The 14,241-nt window shown below is 71.9% G+C and carries 13 protein-coding genes; 4 read left to right on the top strand and 9 right to left on the bottom strand.

Annotation, left to right across the window (positions count from 1 at the left end; genetic code table 11):
• Positions 1-44: 44 nt before the first annotated feature.
• On the bottom strand, positions 45-782 hold the full coding sequence (locus tag MQP27_RS26510; protein ID WP_242768237.1) for a YcnI family copper-binding membrane protein: 738 nt from the start codon (positions 780-782) through the stop codon (positions 45-47).
• Positions 783-893: 111 nt separating this feature from the next.
• On the bottom strand, positions 894-1,730 hold the full coding sequence (locus tag MQP27_RS26505; protein WP_242768235.1) for a hypothetical protein: 837 nt from the start codon (positions 1,728-1,730) through the stop codon (positions 894-896).
• 223 nt (positions 1,731-1,953) lie between these two features.
• On the opposite strand from MQP27_RS26505, the gene MQP27_RS26500 reads away from it, so the two are divergent.
• Together MQP27_RS26500 and MQP27_RS26495 are read left to right on the top strand one after the other, a co-directional pair.
• A complete protein-coding gene (locus MQP27_RS26500) occupies positions 1,954-2,403 on the top strand; it encodes an ATP-binding protein (protein ID WP_242768233.1) in 450 nt (149 codons plus the stop codon).
• A gap of 170 nt (positions 2,404-2,573) precedes the next feature.
• Positions 2,574-3,407: a triphosphoribosyl-dephospho-CoA synthase gene (locus MQP27_RS26495; RefSeq protein ID WP_242768226.1), complete on the top strand. Its 834-nt coding sequence runs from the start codon at positions 2,574-2,576 to the stop codon at positions 3,405-3,407.
• A 106-nt stretch (positions 3,408-3,513) separates the two neighbouring features.
• Here the strand turns inward: MQP27_RS26495 and MQP27_RS26490 are convergent, their stop codons facing one another.
• The 4 genes from MQP27_RS26490 to MQP27_RS26475 all read right to left on the bottom strand — a co-directional run bounded on the left by MQP27_RS26490 (position 3,514) and on the right by MQP27_RS26475 (position 9,324).
• Positions 3,514-4,761: an MFS transporter gene (locus MQP27_RS26490; protein WP_242768218.1), complete on the bottom strand. Its 1,248-nt coding sequence runs from the start codon at positions 4,759-4,761 to the stop codon at positions 3,514-3,516.
• A gap of 67 nt (positions 4,762-4,828) precedes the next feature.
• Entirely contained in the window at positions 4,829-6,196 is a 1,368-nt protein-coding gene (gene pdxR, locus MQP27_RS26485; RefSeq protein WP_242768216.1) for a MocR-like pyridoxine biosynthesis transcription factor PdxR, read from the bottom strand.
• Between the two features lie 66 nt (positions 6,197-6,262).
• Positions 6,263-7,729: an aminopeptidase P family protein gene (locus tag MQP27_RS26480; protein ID WP_242768215.1), complete on the bottom strand. Its 1,467-nt coding sequence runs from the start codon at positions 7,727-7,729 to the stop codon at positions 6,263-6,265.
• 83 nt (positions 7,730-7,812) lie between these two features.
• Positions 7,813-9,324, bottom strand: a complete 1,512-nt coding sequence (locus MQP27_RS26475; protein ID WP_242768214.1) for a PP2C family protein-serine/threonine phosphatase — start codon at positions 9,322-9,324, stop codon at positions 7,813-7,815.
• A 452-nt stretch (positions 9,325-9,776) separates the two neighbouring features.
• Here MQP27_RS26475 and MQP27_RS26470 point away from each other — a divergent pair, with 452 nt between their 5' ends.
• Entirely contained in the window at positions 9,777-10,442 is a 666-nt protein-coding gene (locus MQP27_RS26470; RefSeq protein ID WP_242768213.1) for a bifunctional DNA primase/polymerase, read from the top strand.
• Between the two features lie 55 nt (positions 10,443-10,497).
• Positions 10,498-11,055 carry a hypothetical protein gene (locus MQP27_RS26465; RefSeq protein WP_242768212.1) on the top strand — a complete coding sequence of 186 codons (558 nt, stop codon included), beginning with the start codon at positions 10,498-10,500 and terminating at the stop codon, positions 11,053-11,055.
• 244 nt (positions 11,056-11,299) lie between these two features.
• Here the strand turns inward: MQP27_RS26465 and MQP27_RS26460 are convergent, their stop codons facing one another.
• From MQP27_RS26460 to MQP27_RS26450, 3 genes are all read right to left on the bottom strand, one after another.
• Complete coding sequence (locus tag MQP27_RS26460) at positions 11,300-12,265, bottom strand: DUF5926 family protein (RefSeq protein ID WP_242768211.1); 966 nt, start codon at positions 12,263-12,265, stop codon at positions 11,300-11,302.
• A 157-nt stretch (positions 12,266-12,422) separates the two neighbouring features.
• Complete coding sequence (locus tag MQP27_RS26455; protein ID WP_242768210.1) at positions 12,423-13,070, bottom strand: ATP-binding protein; 648 nt, start codon at positions 13,068-13,070, stop codon at positions 12,423-12,425.
• Between the two features lie 146 nt (positions 13,071-13,216).
• Positions 13,217-14,056 carry a glycerophosphodiester phosphodiesterase gene (locus MQP27_RS26450; RefSeq protein WP_242768209.1) on the bottom strand — a complete coding sequence of 280 codons (840 nt, stop codon included), beginning with the start codon at positions 14,054-14,056 and terminating at the stop codon, positions 13,217-13,219.
• Positions 14,057-14,241 lie beyond the last annotated feature (185 nt).

Here is a 14,241-nt window from a genome sequence, read left to right as displayed (position 1 = left end):
ACGGCCCCGGTTCGACCCCCGGTGCACAGGGCGGATCGAAGACCTCAGGCGTTGGTACGCCGACGGCCGGCCAGTACGCCGTACGCCACGCCCAGCGCGCCGACGACGATGCCCACGACGCCCAGTACGCGCGCGGTGGTGTCGCTGCTGTCGGCGGAGGCGCCGGTGTCGGCCGCGGTGTTCTCGGCGGACTCGGACTCGTCGGAGGCGTCCTCGGCGGTGGCCGAGCCGTGGTGGCCCTCCTCCGAGGCGGCGGACAGCGTGAGCACGGGAGCCGGGTTCTCGGGCTCCTCCTGGCCGTCCTGCTGGACCTCGATCCAGCGCACGACCTCCTTGTTCGAGTACGTCTGCACGGCCTTGAAGACGAGTTCGTCGGCGTCCTCGGGCAGCGCGCCCACGGAGACCGGGAACTTCTGGAAGTAGCCGGGCTCGACGCCCTTGCCCTCGGCGGTCCAGGTGATCTTGGAGACGGCCTCGGTGATCTTCTCGCCGTGCATCTCCAGCGGCTTGGCCAGCTTGGCCTTGGTGACCTGGATCTTCCAGCCGTTCATCGGCTCCGGCATGGCGGAGGCCAGCGGGTGGTCGGTGGGGAAGGTGACCTCGACCTTGGTGGTCGAGGCGTCGTCGCGCTCGTTGGGGACCTTGAAGTCGACGACCGCGTAACCGCCCTTGGCGGCGGTGCCCTCGGGCTGCACGCTGACGTGTGCGAACGCCGGGGCGGACAGGGCGAGTACGGCGGTGCCGGCGAGGGCGCCGGAGGCGGCGAGACGAGAAGCCTTCATGGCAGGGAGCACTCCACTTCGAGTGAGTTCCGGTGAGGGACGCGCGCACGCGCGTGTGGCCGCGCGACGGCGCCCGGCCCCTCGCTGGAACGGAGTGCTGGTCGTGTCGCGTCAGGCGGCGAGGTCGAACCCGGCGGCCGGCGGGCCGCGCCTGATCACGGAGTGCTGGAGTGCCGTGGTACGGGGCTTCGGCGGCGCGAGCAGCGCGGTGCGCGGCGCACACGGACCGGCCTCGGGCGCGCCCGGGAGCCCGGCACGCAGGGCGCGCACCAGGGCGAGGGCCGCGCGCAGGGACCGTACGACCGCCCCTTCCGCCAGGGAGTCCGCGGACTGCCCGGACAGCTGGATGAGCCGCAGCAGGGCCAGGTCGCCGCGGCGCAGCAGCCAGCCGGCGGCGATCGCCGCGAGGACGTGGCCGAGCAGCATCGGCAGGGAGGGCAGCAGCGCGACCGGGGAGGCGGTGCCGGACAGGGCGTCCGCCGAGTGGTTCATGGAGCCCATGTCCATGGCCGTGTCCGGGCTCAGCCGGGCGTCGGCGAGGATCCGGCGGGCGTGCGCCGGGGTGATGGCCGCCGCGGTGGTCCCGCACACCAGGCGTGCGGCCCGCTCGACCAGCGTGGCGTCGGACATGGACGCCATCGAGGCCATGGACATGCTGCCGGACGCGGCCCGGTGCTGCCCGAGCCCGAACAGCGTGTGCAGCACGGTCTGTCCGGTGGCGAGCAGCGTCACGATGCCGGGCAGCGAGCGCTCGCATCCGGTGAGCGGCGCCGCGACCAGGAAGACCCCCAGGAATCCCGCGCCCAGTGTCCACAGCGGGACGGTGGCGCAGGAGGCCAGCGTGTGACCGGCCGCGGCCAGCACGACGCAGACCGCGGCGAACACCGCGGCCCGCAGAATCCGGACGTCCGGTCCGGAGCGCGCCCTGCGCTGGTGGGGGGCAGTCATGGCGGGCTCATCATCGCACTGCGCTTATCGACGCCATACGGCAGGTCCACAAGGTGAGGTACGAACCGGAACGTCATCCTCTGGTGTGAGCCGCCCACACATACACCGATTCTGTTTTGGATGCATCGCCCATATGGGCGGCATCACGTCAACTCCGTGCTTACACCCGGGTACTCGCGGCAATAACAAACGGTATGTCGAGCCGCGGCCGGGAGGCTGGAGCATGAGCATCTGGTGGTCACTCCACTTGCGGCGGGAAGCTGCGAGCGTGCCGCTCGCCCGGCGGCTGCTGCTCGGCACGATGGAGACGGCGGGCGTCGACCCCGACGTCTCGTACGATCTCTCGGTCGCCCTGAGCGAGGCCTGCGCGAACGCCGTCGAGCACGGCGGCGACGCCGCGCGCGGCCGGTCCTCGGAGGCGTACCGGGTCACGGCTTATCTGGACGGCGAGAAGTGCCGTATCGAGGTCACCGACTCCGGCCCGGGCTTCTCCGGCGGCACCCCCACCGCCCGTCCGGCCCGCGCGGACGCCGAGCACGGCAGAGGCCTGTGTCTCATCCGGGAGCTCGCGGACCACGTCCACATCGGCAGCAAGCCCGGCCGCGGGGGCACGGTGGTCAGCTTCGACAAGATCCTCAAGTGGCGCGAGGATGCGCCGCTCATCGCGGTATGACTACGCGCCGCTGATCGCGGTGTGACATCCGCCGAGCGCAAGGATCCGGACGGAGTTCAGCTTCCTCGGCATTCACAGCGCGTTCTCAGTCGAGCCCCACATCCCTGACGGCCGCCGTCCCTACGTTCCCGATCGTGACGGGAAACCACGTTCGCCCTGAGGTGCCGGTAGTGAGCAGCCGCGAGGACGAGACGCTTGCGCAGGCCGCGGTGGCCGCGCTGACCGGGCAGCTGGACCTGGCCCCCAAGCCGGGCCTGCCCGACCCGCGTGACCTCGGTGTACTCGCCGGCCGCCGGGACCACTGTTCCCTGCGCTGGTCGGCCAAGGCGCTCGCGCCCGGCCTCGCGGCGATGGCTGCCGCAGCCCGCCGCACCGGCGAGCCCACCCCGCAGCTGCGCGCGGAACTGGGCGCGATCGGACGGTCCACCGAGCACTCGGTGGGCCTGGCCGGCGGCGGCCACAAGGGCGCCCTGTGGGCGCTCGGCTTCCTCGTCGCGGCGGCGGCGCTGCTTCCCCGGGCCGGCGCCCGGGACGTGGCCGCCGCGGCCAAGAAGCTCGCTGCCTTCAACGACAAGGGCGCCCCGCGCCGCCCCTCACGCGGTTCGACGATCTCCGCGAAGTACGGCGCCGCCGGTGCCCGCGGCGAGGCCCGCGCCGGATTCCCGCACGTACGGCGGGCGTTGGACGCCCTCACCACGGCACGCTCGGCCGGCGCGACGGAGGCCGAGGCCCGGCTGGACGCCCTGCTCACGGTGATGTCCACGCTCCAGGACACGGAACTCCTGTACACCGCGGGCCCGTTGGGCCTGCGCCATGTCCAGGCGGGCGCACGCGGCGTCCTGGAATCGGGCGGTACGGCGACGCGGGCGGGCCGCGACGCCCTGACGGCCCTCGACGCCGACCTGCACGAGCGCGGCTGGAGCCCGCGGGGGAGTGCGGGCTTGCTGGCGGGGGCGTTGTTCCTGGACTCGCTGCCGGTTGCCGCGATGACGGGGGCGGTGTGAGGCAGCCGGTGGCGCGGGTCTGTTGATGTGGACGGGCGGTGTGAGGCAGTCGGTGGCGCGGGTCTGTTGACGAGGACCGGCGGCGTGCAGGAGCCCTTGGCGCGGGTCAGCGCGCGAGCACAGGCTGCCTGGCCTCTTCCTCCTCCACCTGGCCGGCGGCCCGTCGGGTCGCCGGCCCCATCGCGTACGACGCCACCACGGTCGCCCCGCCCAGCAGCAGCCACCCCGGTGTCCCCCACCCCACCAGCAGCGAGGTCAGCACCAGCGGGCCGAGGGTCCGGGCCACCGTCACGCCGGTCCCGAAGAAGCCCTGGTACTCGCCCACCCGGTCCGCCGGCGCCAGGTCGAAGGACAGCTGCCAGGAACCCGCCGACTGCCCCATCTCGGCGACGACCTGAAGCACGGCCCCGACCACCAGAGCCCCCACCGCCACCCACGGCGACACCCCGGCCGACAGCGCGAACACCGCGCATGCCCCGAACATCACCCACCCCGACCGCCGCACCGCGCGTGTGGCCGACGCGAGCCCGGTGACGCCGCGTGCCGTGCGGACCTGGAACAGCATCACGGCCCCGGTGTTGAGCACGAACAGCGCGGAGACCACCCAGGTCGGCGCCGCGGTCCGCTCGGCGACCCACAGCGGCAGCCCCAGGCTGAGCAACGGCATCCGCAGCAGCAGAACGGTGTTGAGAAGCGCGAGCACGGCATACGGCCGGTCCCGCAGCACACCGAGCCGCTCCTTCCGCACGGACAGGCCCGGCTCCCGGACGGCAACCGGCGCAACCGCCGGCAGCCGCAGCAGCACTCCCGCGCACACCAGGAAACTCACCGCGTCCAGCGCGAACATCCCGAGATACGCGCCCCGCGTCCCCGCCTGCAACGCCAGCCCGCCGAGCCCGGCCCCCACCGCCAGCCCGGCGTTCAGCGTCGCCTGCAGATGCGCGAGCAGTCCCGTCCGCTCCCCGGCGGTCACCAGCCCCGCGAGCAGCGCCTGCCGGGCCGCCGCCAGCCCCGACTGCGCCGTCGCGTACGCACAGGCCGCGAGGACGAACGGCACGAACCCCCGCACCACCAGGAACGATCCGACCGCCGCCCCGGTTCCCAGCGCCAGCAGCACGGCCGTGCCGCGCGGCCCGCGCCGGTCGGCGAGCCGCCCGAGCGGCACCCCGGCGAGCGAACCGATCGCCCAGGCGAGGGTCAGCCCGAGGCCCACGCGGGAGGGCGCGAGCCCGACGACACGGGTGAAGTAGAGCGCCGAGGTCACGTAGTAGGCGCCGTCACCGACGGAGTTCGTCAACTGGGCGAGCGCCAGGACGCGTTGAGGTCCGGCGGGCGGGACGAGGCGAGGTGTCATACGTACGACACTAGAGCCGTAATGGACCCCTCTACAGATCCAATACTCGCGCCTGTTATTGGCCCAATCAGCTCCTGTCGAGCACCTTCCCGAGCACCTCCAACGCCTCCGGATACACCCGCTCCCGAGGCGTCCCGTACCCCACGACCAGCCCCTGCGGCCGCCCCTCGCCCGACCCGTGCCAGTGGTCGCCGAGCCGCCCCAGCGCGAGCCCCTCCGCCTCGGCCCGCTCCAGTACCTCCGCCTCGTCGGCGACGTCCACGAGCGCGTGCAGTCCGGCCGCGATGCCGTGGACCGTGTGCCGGTTGCCGAGGCGGTCGAGGAGCTGGTCGCGTCGGCGCCGGTATCTGAGCCGGCACGCGCGCACGTGGCGGTCGTAGGCGTGGCTGTCGATGAGTTCGGCGAGCGCCAGCTGGCCGATGGACTCGGTGTGGTGGTCGCTGTGCAGCTTGGCGTCGGCGACCGCGTCGACCAGCTGCGGCGGCAGCACCATCCAGCCGAGGCGGAGGGCGGGCCCGAGCGTCTTGGACGCCGTACCGAGGTAGACGACCTGCCCCGGCGCCATGCCCTGCAACGCGCCCACCGGCTGGCGGTCGTAGCGGAACTCCCCGTCGTAGTCGTCCTCGACGATCAGTCCGTCACGCGCGCGTGCCCAGTCGGTCAGTGCGCGCCGCCGCTCCGGGCGCAGTGTCACGCCGGTCGGGTACTGGTGGGCGGGGGTGACGACGACGGCCCGGCAGTCCCCCAACTCCTCGGCGCACGCCCCTCGTTCGTCGACGCGCACCGGCACCACGCTGCCCCCGTTGCGCCGTACGACCTCACGGTGGAACGGTAGCCCCGGGTCCTCCATCCCGACCGTGCCGCCCTCCAGCACGCGCGTGAGGAGCGCGAGCCCCTGGACGTACCCGGAGGTGATCACGATCCGCTCGGGCGGCGCGATCACACCCCGCGCGCGCCCCAGGTACCCCGAGAGCGCCGTCCGCAGCTCGATGCGCCCGCGCGGATCCCCGTAGTCGTACGCCAGGAGGGGCGCGGTGGCGATGGCCCGCCGCAGCGCCCGCAGCCAGGCCGCGGCGGGGAAGGCCCCGACGTCCGGGCTCCCCGGCCGCAGGTCGAAACGAGGGGTACGCGCGCGTGCCGTCGCCTCCGGAGCGTCGGAGGAGGCGGACGGCAAGGAGGCGACCTGTGTGCCCGATCCCTGCCGCGCGGTCAGATATCCCTCGGCGACGAGCTGGTCGTAGGCGGCTTTCGCTGTTCCACGTGAAACACCGAGCTCGGTCGCCAGCCGCCGGGTGGCCGGAAGCCGGGTCCCGGGGGCCAGCCGCCCGTCCCGCACGGCGTCCCGCAGCGCCCGTTCGAGCCCCACCCGCCGTCCGTCACCGGCATCGGGCTCAAGATGCAGATCGACGCCGACTCCGGACCAGAAGTCGTTCACGAAAACCCTCCCCCTAGGCACGTGAATGGCCGGGCACCCCACAGGTACCCGGCCATCAGTCTCGTATTAGTGCTTGAGCTCCGCCATCCAGGCCTCGACCTCGTCGGACCGCCGGGGCAGCCCGTCGCTGAGGTTCCGGTTCCCGGACTCCGTCACCAGGATGTCGTCCTCGATACGGACGCCGATCCCGCGGTACTCCTCGGGGACCGCCAGGTCGTCGGCCTGGAAGTACAGGCCGGGCTCGACCGTGAGCACCATGCCCGGCTCCAGCGTCGCGTCGACGTACGTCTCGGTCCGCGCGGCGGCGCAGTCGTGGACGTCCATGCCGAGCATGTGGCCCGTGCCGTGCAGGGTCCAGCGGCGCTGGAGCCCGAGCTCCAGGACGCGCTCGACCGGTCCCTCGACCAGGCCCCACTCGACGATCTTCTCGGCCAGCACCCGCTGCGCGGCATCGTGGAAGTCCCGGTACTTGCCACCCGGCTTGACCGCCGCGATGCCGGCCTCCTGGGCCTCGTACACAGCGTCGTAGATCTTCTTCTGGATCTCGCTGAACCGTCCGCTGATCGGCAGTGTGCGCGTCACGTCGGCGGTGTAGTACGTGTGCGTCTCGACGCCCGCGTCCAGCAGGAGCAGGTCGCCGGAGCGGACCGGGCCGTCGTTGCGGACCCAGTGCAGAGTGCAGGCGTGCGGGCCGGCCGCGGCGATGGTGCCGTAGCCGACGTCGTTGCCCTCGACGCGCGCGCGGAGGAAGAACGTGCCCTCGATGTAGCGCTCGGAGGTGGCCTCCGCCTTGTCGAGGACCTTCACCACGTCCTCGAAGCCGCGGACGGTCGAGTCGACCGCCTTCTGCAGCTCGCCGACCTCGAACTCGTCCTTGATCAGCCGCGCCTCGGAGAGGAAGACCCGCAGCTCCTCGTCCCGCTCGGCGGTGACCTTGTCGGTCAGGGCCGCCTCGATCCCGGCGTCGTAACCGCGCACGACCCGCACCGGGCCGGTCGCCTCGCGCAGCTTGTCGGCCAGCTCGCGCACGTCGGAGGCGGGGATGCCGTACAGCTTCGCCGCCTCGGTGAGGGAGTGGCGGCGACCGACCCACAGCTCGCCCTGGCCCGACAGCCAGAACTCGCCGTTCTCGCGGTCGGAGCGGGGCAGGAGGTAGATCGTCGCGTCGTGGCCCTCGGCGTTCGGCTCCAGCACGAGGACGCCGTCCTCGGTCTGGTTGCCGGTGAGGTACGCGTACTCGACGGACGCCCGGAAAGGGTAGTCGGTGTCGTTGGAGCGGGTCTTGAGGTTGCCCGCGGGGATCACCAGACGCTCGCCCGGGAAGCGCGCGGACAGCGCGGCGCGGCGGGCCGCGGTCTCGGCGGCCTGGGCGATCGGCTCCAGGTCGCGCAGCTCCGTGTCGGCCCAGCCGGACTTCATGCTCTCGGCCAGCTCATCGGAAACGCCCGGGTACAGGCCGTTCTTGCGCTGCTTGATCGGCTCTTCAGACTCAGTCTCCGGGGTCTCCGGGGTGAGCTCGTCGGCCACGGTCATCCTCCTAGTTACGGCACTGGACCCCCTCCATCGTACGGTCGTACGGAAGGGGGCCCAGGGGCGAAGGACCTGTTACCGACCACCTACTCGAAGCGCGCCGCGAGCAGTACGACGTCCTCCTCGCCGTCCGCCTGGTCCAGTCCGTCCGGCAGCACGGTCCGCAGCACGTGGTCGGCGATCGCGTCCGGGTCGTGCCGCAGCGCCCTGGGCACGCTCGCCGCCGCCGAGTGCAGCCGGGCGAAGGCGCGGTCGGTCGGGTCGCCGGTGCGGTGCAGCAGGCCGTCGGTGTACAGCAGTACCGTCTCGCCGGGCTCGGCCTGCAACTCCACGCTCGGCGCCTCCCAGCAGGCGAGCATGCCGAGCGGCGCGGACACCGAGGTCTCCACGTACTCGGTGCGGCGCTCGCCGACCAGCAGCGGCGGGCAGTGCCCGGCACCCGCGAGGGTGATCTTGCGCAGCGCGGGTTCGCAGTAGGCGAACAGGGCGGTGGCGGAGCGGGCGGGCTCGGTGAGGCGCAGCAGCAGTTCGAGATCGGACAGGACTGCGACCGGGTCCTCGCCCTCCATCACGGCGTACGCGCGCAGGGAGGCGCGCAGCCGGCCCATCGCGGCGACCGCGCTCGGCCCGGAACCGGTCACCGAGCCGACCGCGAGACCGAGCGCGGCGTCCGGCAGCGGCAGCGCGTCGTACCAGTCGCCGCCCCCGCGCGGCCCGGTGCGATGACGTGCGGCCAACTGGACACCGGCGACGCGGGGGAGCCGGGACGGCAGCAGCTCCTCGGCCATGGTCGCCATGCACGCGCGCGTGCGCTCCACCTCGACGAGCCGCGCCAGGTGCTCACCGGCGTAACGCGCGTACAGGCCCACCAGATGGCGCTGGCGTTCGACCGGCTCGGCGGGCTCGTCGTAGAGCCACACGGCGGCGCCGATCCGGCCCGCGCCCTCGGTGGCCAGGGGGAGTGCGTAGCAGGCGGCGTAGCCGAGGCGGGCGGCGACCTCGCGGTGGCGGGGGTCGAGGCCGTCCTCGGCGAGCAGGTCCGGCTCGGCGATCTCGCCGTCCGCGCCCGGCAGTCCGTCCAGGATGCGGCCGTACGACATCGCGCTGCGCGGCACGGTCTCGATGTGACCGAGGTCGGCGCGGGCGAGGCCGAGGCCGATCGTGGTGTCCGGTCCCAGACCGTCGCCGGGTTCCAGTACGACGAGACCGCGCCGGGCGCCCACCAGGGCGGCTCCGGCGCGCAGCAGTTCGGTCAGGGCCTCGCGGAGTGCGTCCGTGCGGGCCAGGCGTTCGGTGAGTTCGTGGAGTGTCGTGAGGTCCGAGACCCAGCCGGCGAGACGGTCCTGGAGCAGTGCTCCCGGTGGGTTCGGCGGGGGTACCGCAGGGGTGTCCGGGGCCACGGGCGCGGGCGCGACAGTGTGTGCGGGCGAGGGAACCGTTGAATCGATTCCGGCCACTTTCGGAGGGTGAGGGGCGTTCATGGCGTCCGGCTTTCCGACCGGTGCGTATTGCTCAAAAGCATCGCAAACCCCCATGTCATTCTGCGCCGCTAGCAGTGTCTCCACATGTACACGCACTCGTAAGGGGATGTCCAGCATTGTCCTGCTGGGATTCCTGGTGTCCGTGGGTCACCGGTGCACCCCTTGCCATAAAGCAAAGTTGGCTTAAAACTGACTCGGGTAACGGGGTATTGCGGTCGACTGGCCTTGCTCCACAGAGCGTCACAGCGGTCGTGATGGGTACGTACTCGGAGAAGGCCAGGGGTGGTTGACAGTCACCCGGAACCTGGTGACCGACCCCGGCGTCCTATCCACCGACGACCGTGCCCCATCCTCCCGTGGCGGAGGCGGAGAGAAATACGCGGGACGGCAAAACGCCAGACTTCGCCACCCCACGCCACGCCCATGCTTTTGATAGACGCAGTATGGGGTTCCCCGTGTTCTGGACGCGGGTGTGATGCGCCAACAGGTACGCACAGTGAAGTGATCGACACATGGTGTGATGTGGCCCACGGTGTTGCCAGCGGTGCAACGGAAAGGAACGAGCGCTCATGCGCGAGATCCTCGGAAGGCGACGCAGGCTCCTGTCCCAGCGCAGCGACGGGAGGCCTGAGTTGATCAGCGCGGCCCTGACCTTCGCGGCGGAATGGCAGTGGCCCGTACTCCCGGGTGCGGCGGCGGACCCGCAGGGACGTTCCCGCTGCGCTTGCCCCGACCCGGACTGCACGGTGCCCGGTGCACACCCCTTCGACCCCGGTCTGCTCGCGGCCACCACGGACGCCCGCATGGTGCGCTGGTGGTGGACCAACCGCCCCACCGCGCCGATCGTCCTGGCCACCGGTGGCAAGGCCCCCTGCGCGGTGAGCCTGCCGGCCCTCGCGGCCGCGCAGGCCCTGACCGCCCTCGACCGCATGGGCATGCGTCTCGGTCCGGTCGTGGCCTCGCCCAGCCGCTGGGCGATCCTGGTCAAGCCGTACTCCATGGAGCAGTTGGGCGAACTGCTGTACGCCAAGGACTTCGTCCCCGGCTCGCTCCGCTTCCACGGCGAGGGCGGCTACCTCGCCCTGCCCCCGTCCGAGACCGGCGAGGGCGAGATCCGCTGGGAGCGCGCACCGCTGCCCGGCTCCGCCTCCCCCTGGGTCCCCGACGTCGAGGCCGTGGTGGACGCCGCGGTCGAGGCCCTCACTCGTACGGGTGTGAGCGCGCCCGAGTTGTAGGGGTGTCGAGCGCGCGCGGACGGTACACGCGCGTGTGGTCGTTATCTTCCGCTGTATGAACCTTCGTCTGCTCGCCCTCGCGGGCGTCGTGGCGTGCGCGGTCGCGCTGCCGCTGGCCGTGGCGTCCGCGGGACCGGCGGGCGACGAGGGCCGCGCCGTCGTACGCGCCCCCGCGCGCGAGCCCGTACGTTCCTCCCCCTCCGCCGACGCCAAGGCGCCCACCGTCGCACCCACCGAGTCGCCGCTGCTGCTGGGCCTCGGCCTGGCCACCGCCGCCCGCTGCGGTCCCGAACTCACCTCGCCCGAGGGCATCGAGGCGCAGACCTGTGTGCTCACGCAGGGTGCGGACACCTGGGCGCGCACCTACTACCGCAACGCGACCGGCGACGCCCTGGACTCCGTACTGAGCCTCATGGGACCCGAGGGCCGCACCGTGCAGATCAACTGTGCCGTGGGCGCCGGGGACGAACCGGGGACGTGCGAGACGCCGCGGGAGCGCACCCGGGGCGGGGCGGACGCGTACACGGCCTTCGCGGAGTTCGCGGCGCGGGGCGGACGCGGGCCGCTCCTGCTGAGGTCCGGAAGCAACTCCGGGGCCTCGAACGGCAGTTGACGTCCGGCGGAGTTCCGTAAAAGGAACCCGGGCATGAAAAGACCCGGTTGCTGGCGACGGGGGATGCACCAGCAACCGGGCTACTGGAACGGTAACAAGAGATCGGCGGTTCGCAAATTCGATCCGGGGTTTCCGGTCACGTATTTGCTTGTCCCTGACGGGACTTGTGAGCGGAGTCACCGGTGCCACGAGATCGGACGCGGCTGACCGGTCGGTCAGCCGCACCCGATTTCGTCACGGTCTGTCAACTGAGCGTGACCTGCCGGTTGGTGAGACCGCCGCGCGCCCGGCGCTCGTCCGCGGTCAGCGGCGCGTCCGCGGCGAGGGCACCGGCAAGGCGCTCCGCGAACTCGGCGGCCGGCTTCTCGATGTCCTCCGCGCCGACGCCGCTGGGCAGGTCCCAGACCGGCACGGTGAGCCCGTGAGCGCGGAAGGAGCCCACCAGGCGGGTCCCTTCGCCGAGGTTGGAGCGGCCCGCCGCGTGCAGTCGGGCGAGCGCGTCCAGAAGCTGCTCCTCCGGGTGCGGCATGACCCAGCGCAGGTGGTTCTTCTCCGGCGTCTCGCACCAGTACGCCGCGTCCACGCCCGTCAGCTTCACGGTCGGGATCGCCGCGGCGTTCGCACGCTCCAGAGAAGCGGTCACATCAGGCGTCGCGTTCTCCGCGTCCGGCACCCAGAACTCGAAGCCCTCGTGCACAACTGGCTCGAACGTGCCTTCGGGATCCAGCAGATCCTGCAGCCGCGGACCCTCGGCGGGCGCGCGACGGCCCTCGACCGGCGTGCCCGGCTCGGCGGTCAGCGCGCGCTGCAGGGTGTCGGCCAGGTCGCGGCTGATGTCGCCGGACGCCGTGTCGTTCTGCAGGCCGAGCAGCACCGAGCCGTCGTCGCGGCGCAGCGCCGGCCAGGCCATCGGCAGCACGGTCGCGAGCGTGACGGACGGGACTCCCTCGGGCAGGCCGCCCTTGAGCGTCAGCTCGACGGTCGCCGCCGGCACCAGCTCGCGCAGCGCCACCCAGTCGCACTCACCGGCCAGCCCCTCGAAGGGCCGGTGCACCAGCTCGGTCGAGGCCTGCGCCGCGGCCCGGCCGTGACAGGCCTTGTACCGCCGGCCGCTGCCACAGGGGCAGGGCTCACGGGCACCGACGACCGGGATCTCCCCATCGGTGAGCTGCGGCTGCTTGGCCTTGGTCTGAGGTCGCTTCTTGGCCATCGTGGGTGTCTCCCGGTTACGGCTCGTCTCGTACGGCGGGAGCCTAGCCGTTCACGCCATCGGCGACGGGAGCCTGTGGATGACGGGGCTGTGGATGACGGACCTGTGGACAGCGGAAGCCTGTGGACGGCGGCAGCCTGTGGACAAGGTCCGCGACCTAGTCCAGGTCGTCGAACGCCTCCACGTACCCCATCCCCGGCATCCCCGGCACCCGCGAGACCGTCGGCGCCGTGACGCGCGTAGCGAAGTCGTCGCGACGGTGACCCGCGTCCGGATCATGAACGTCCTCGTGCACCACGACCCACACGGTGACCTCGCCGCGCGCGTCGTCCCGTACTCCCCAGTCGTCGGCAAGCGCGGTGATGATGTTCAGCCCGCGGCCGCCGTGCGCGGTGACCGAGGGAGTGGCCGGAGCCGGACGGGTGGGTCCGCCACCGTCCGTCACCTCCACGGTGAGCCTGCCGCCGCGGTCGACCCGCCAGGCCGCCCGGACGTCGCCGTCCCCGGCCAGGGCGTCGCCAAGCGGCCGGCCGTGCTTGCACGCATTGCTCAAGAGTTCGGAAAGAATCAGTACGGCATCGTCGATGACCGACTCCGACACACCGCCCCTGCGCAGCTGCTCGCGCATACGGTGTCTCGCCTCCCCCACGCCCGCAGGGCCATGGGGTACGGCCATGCTCGACGACGTGGGCACCTCCTGTGCCACCACCAACGCCACCCCCGAGACCTCCTTTGCCCCACGCCACGGTGTGGATGCCCCATTGGCCTGTACCGGAAACCGGCCAATCCACGTTCGGTGACGCATTCGCAACGATCGAATACGGACCGAACGCGCCGGTGCACTCCCCGTAGTCGCGTGGCTTGATTTCGACGGTGTCCGGAAAGGGAGAATGGTGCCAGAGGGGCGGAAGGGTCAAGGGTTCTTCACAGGTCTTTACCAGTGGCACACCGTCAGATACCGGCATCCCGCCCGAGCTGACGCAGTACCGCGCGCGGGCGGTTGGTGATGATGGCGTCGATGCCCAGCTCGACGCAGAGGTCCACGTCCTCGGGCTCGTTCACCGTCCACACGTGCACCTGGTGACCGGCCCGCTTCAGCCGCTGGATGTACGCGGGGTGGTTGCGCACGATCCGGATCGAGGGGCCCGCGATCCGGACACCCGCGGGCAGCCGTCCGTCGCGCAGCCGGGGCGAGAGGAACTGCAGCAGATAGACCGTCGGCAGCGTCGGCGACGCGGCACGCACGCGATGCAGCGACCGCGCCGAGAAACTCATCACGCGCACCGGCGACTCGGCGGCCGAGGCCGGCGCGTCCAGCCCGAACCGCTTCAGCAGCACCAGCAGCCGCTCCTCCACCTGCCCCGCCCACCGCGTGGGGTGCTTGGTCTCGATGGCGAGTTCCACCCGCCGCCCGGCGTCCGCGACGAGTTCGAGCAGCCGCTCCAGGGTCAGTACGGAGGTGTCCTCGCGGTCCTCCGGCCGGAACTCCCAGTCGGGCTCCTCGTCCCGCCCCTTCCAGGCGTCCCGCGTCTTCCAGGAGCCGAAGTCCAGGGCGGCGAGCTCGGCGAGCTCCAGCGCCGAGACCGCGCCGCGGCCGTTGGACGTACGGTTGACGCGGCGGTCGTGGACGCAGACGAGGTGGCCGTCCGCCGTCAGGCGTACATCGCATTCGAGGGCGTCCGCACCGTCCTCGATCGCCTTCTTGTACGCGGCCAGGGTGTGCTCCGGGGCCTCTTCGGAGGCGCCCCGGTGGGCGACGACTTGGATCGAGTGCTGCCGTGCGTGGGTCACCGCGTCATGGTGCCACCGCACGGGGGTAGTCGTGCGGTCGGAGGGTCAGAGATTGCACCCCTTTTGCGTGTCATGACCTATATAAGGAACTGCCCCAGACCCACAGGCACCGCTTATGGTGCCCTGACGGCTCATGGGAAAAGCTGACGGCATACAAAAGGACATGCACAGCTGCAGCGCGCCGG

Source organism: Streptomyces cylindrosporus, from assembly GCF_022698165.1.
Lineage (GTDB): Bacteria > Actinomycetota > Actinomycetes > Streptomycetales > Streptomycetaceae > Streptomyces > Streptomyces cylindrosporus.
The sequence above is the reverse complement of the archived record's forward strand: the minus strand, read 5'-3'. Positions and strand labels throughout refer to the sequence as shown.

What these genes read in the sequence shown, in the direction of transcription:
- MQP27_RS26510 (WP_242768237.1), bottom strand. Translation starts at nt 782, where the DNA reads ATGAAGGCTTCTCGTCTCGCCGCCTCCGGCGCCCTCGCCGGCACCGCC.
- MQP27_RS26505 (WP_242768235.1), bottom strand. Translation starts at nt 1,730, where the DNA reads ATGACTGCCCCCCACCAGCGCAGGGCGCGCTCCGGACCGGACGTCCGG.
- MQP27_RS26500 (WP_242768233.1), top strand. Translation starts at nt 1,954, where the DNA reads ATGAGCATCTGGTGGTCACTCCACTTGCGGCGGGAAGCTGCGAGCGTG.
- MQP27_RS26490 (WP_242768218.1), bottom strand. Translation starts at nt 4,761, where the DNA reads ATGACACCTCGCCTCGTCCCGCCCGCCGGACCTCAACGCGTCCTGGCG.
- MQP27_RS26480 (WP_242768215.1), bottom strand. Translation starts at nt 7,729, where the DNA reads ATGACCGTGGCCGACGAGCTCACCCCGGAGACCCCGGAGACTGAGTCT.
- MQP27_RS26475 (WP_242768214.1), bottom strand. Translation starts at nt 9,324, where the DNA reads ATGCTGGACATCCCCTTACGAGTGCGTGTACATGTGGAGACACTGCTA.
- MQP27_RS26470 (WP_242768213.1), top strand. Translation starts at nt 9,777, where the DNA reads ATGCGCGAGATCCTCGGAAGGCGACGCAGGCTCCTGTCCCAGCGCAGC.
- MQP27_RS26465 (WP_242768212.1), top strand. Translation starts at nt 10,498, where the DNA reads ATGAACCTTCGTCTGCTCGCCCTCGCGGGCGTCGTGGCGTGCGCGGTC.
- MQP27_RS26460 (WP_242768211.1), bottom strand. Translation starts at nt 12,265, where the DNA reads ATGGCCAAGAAGCGACCTCAGACCAAGGCCAAGCAGCCGCAGCTCACC.
- MQP27_RS26455 (WP_242768210.1), bottom strand. Translation starts at nt 13,070, where the DNA reads ATGCGTCACCGAACGTGGATTGGCCGGTTTCCGGTACAGGCCAATGGG.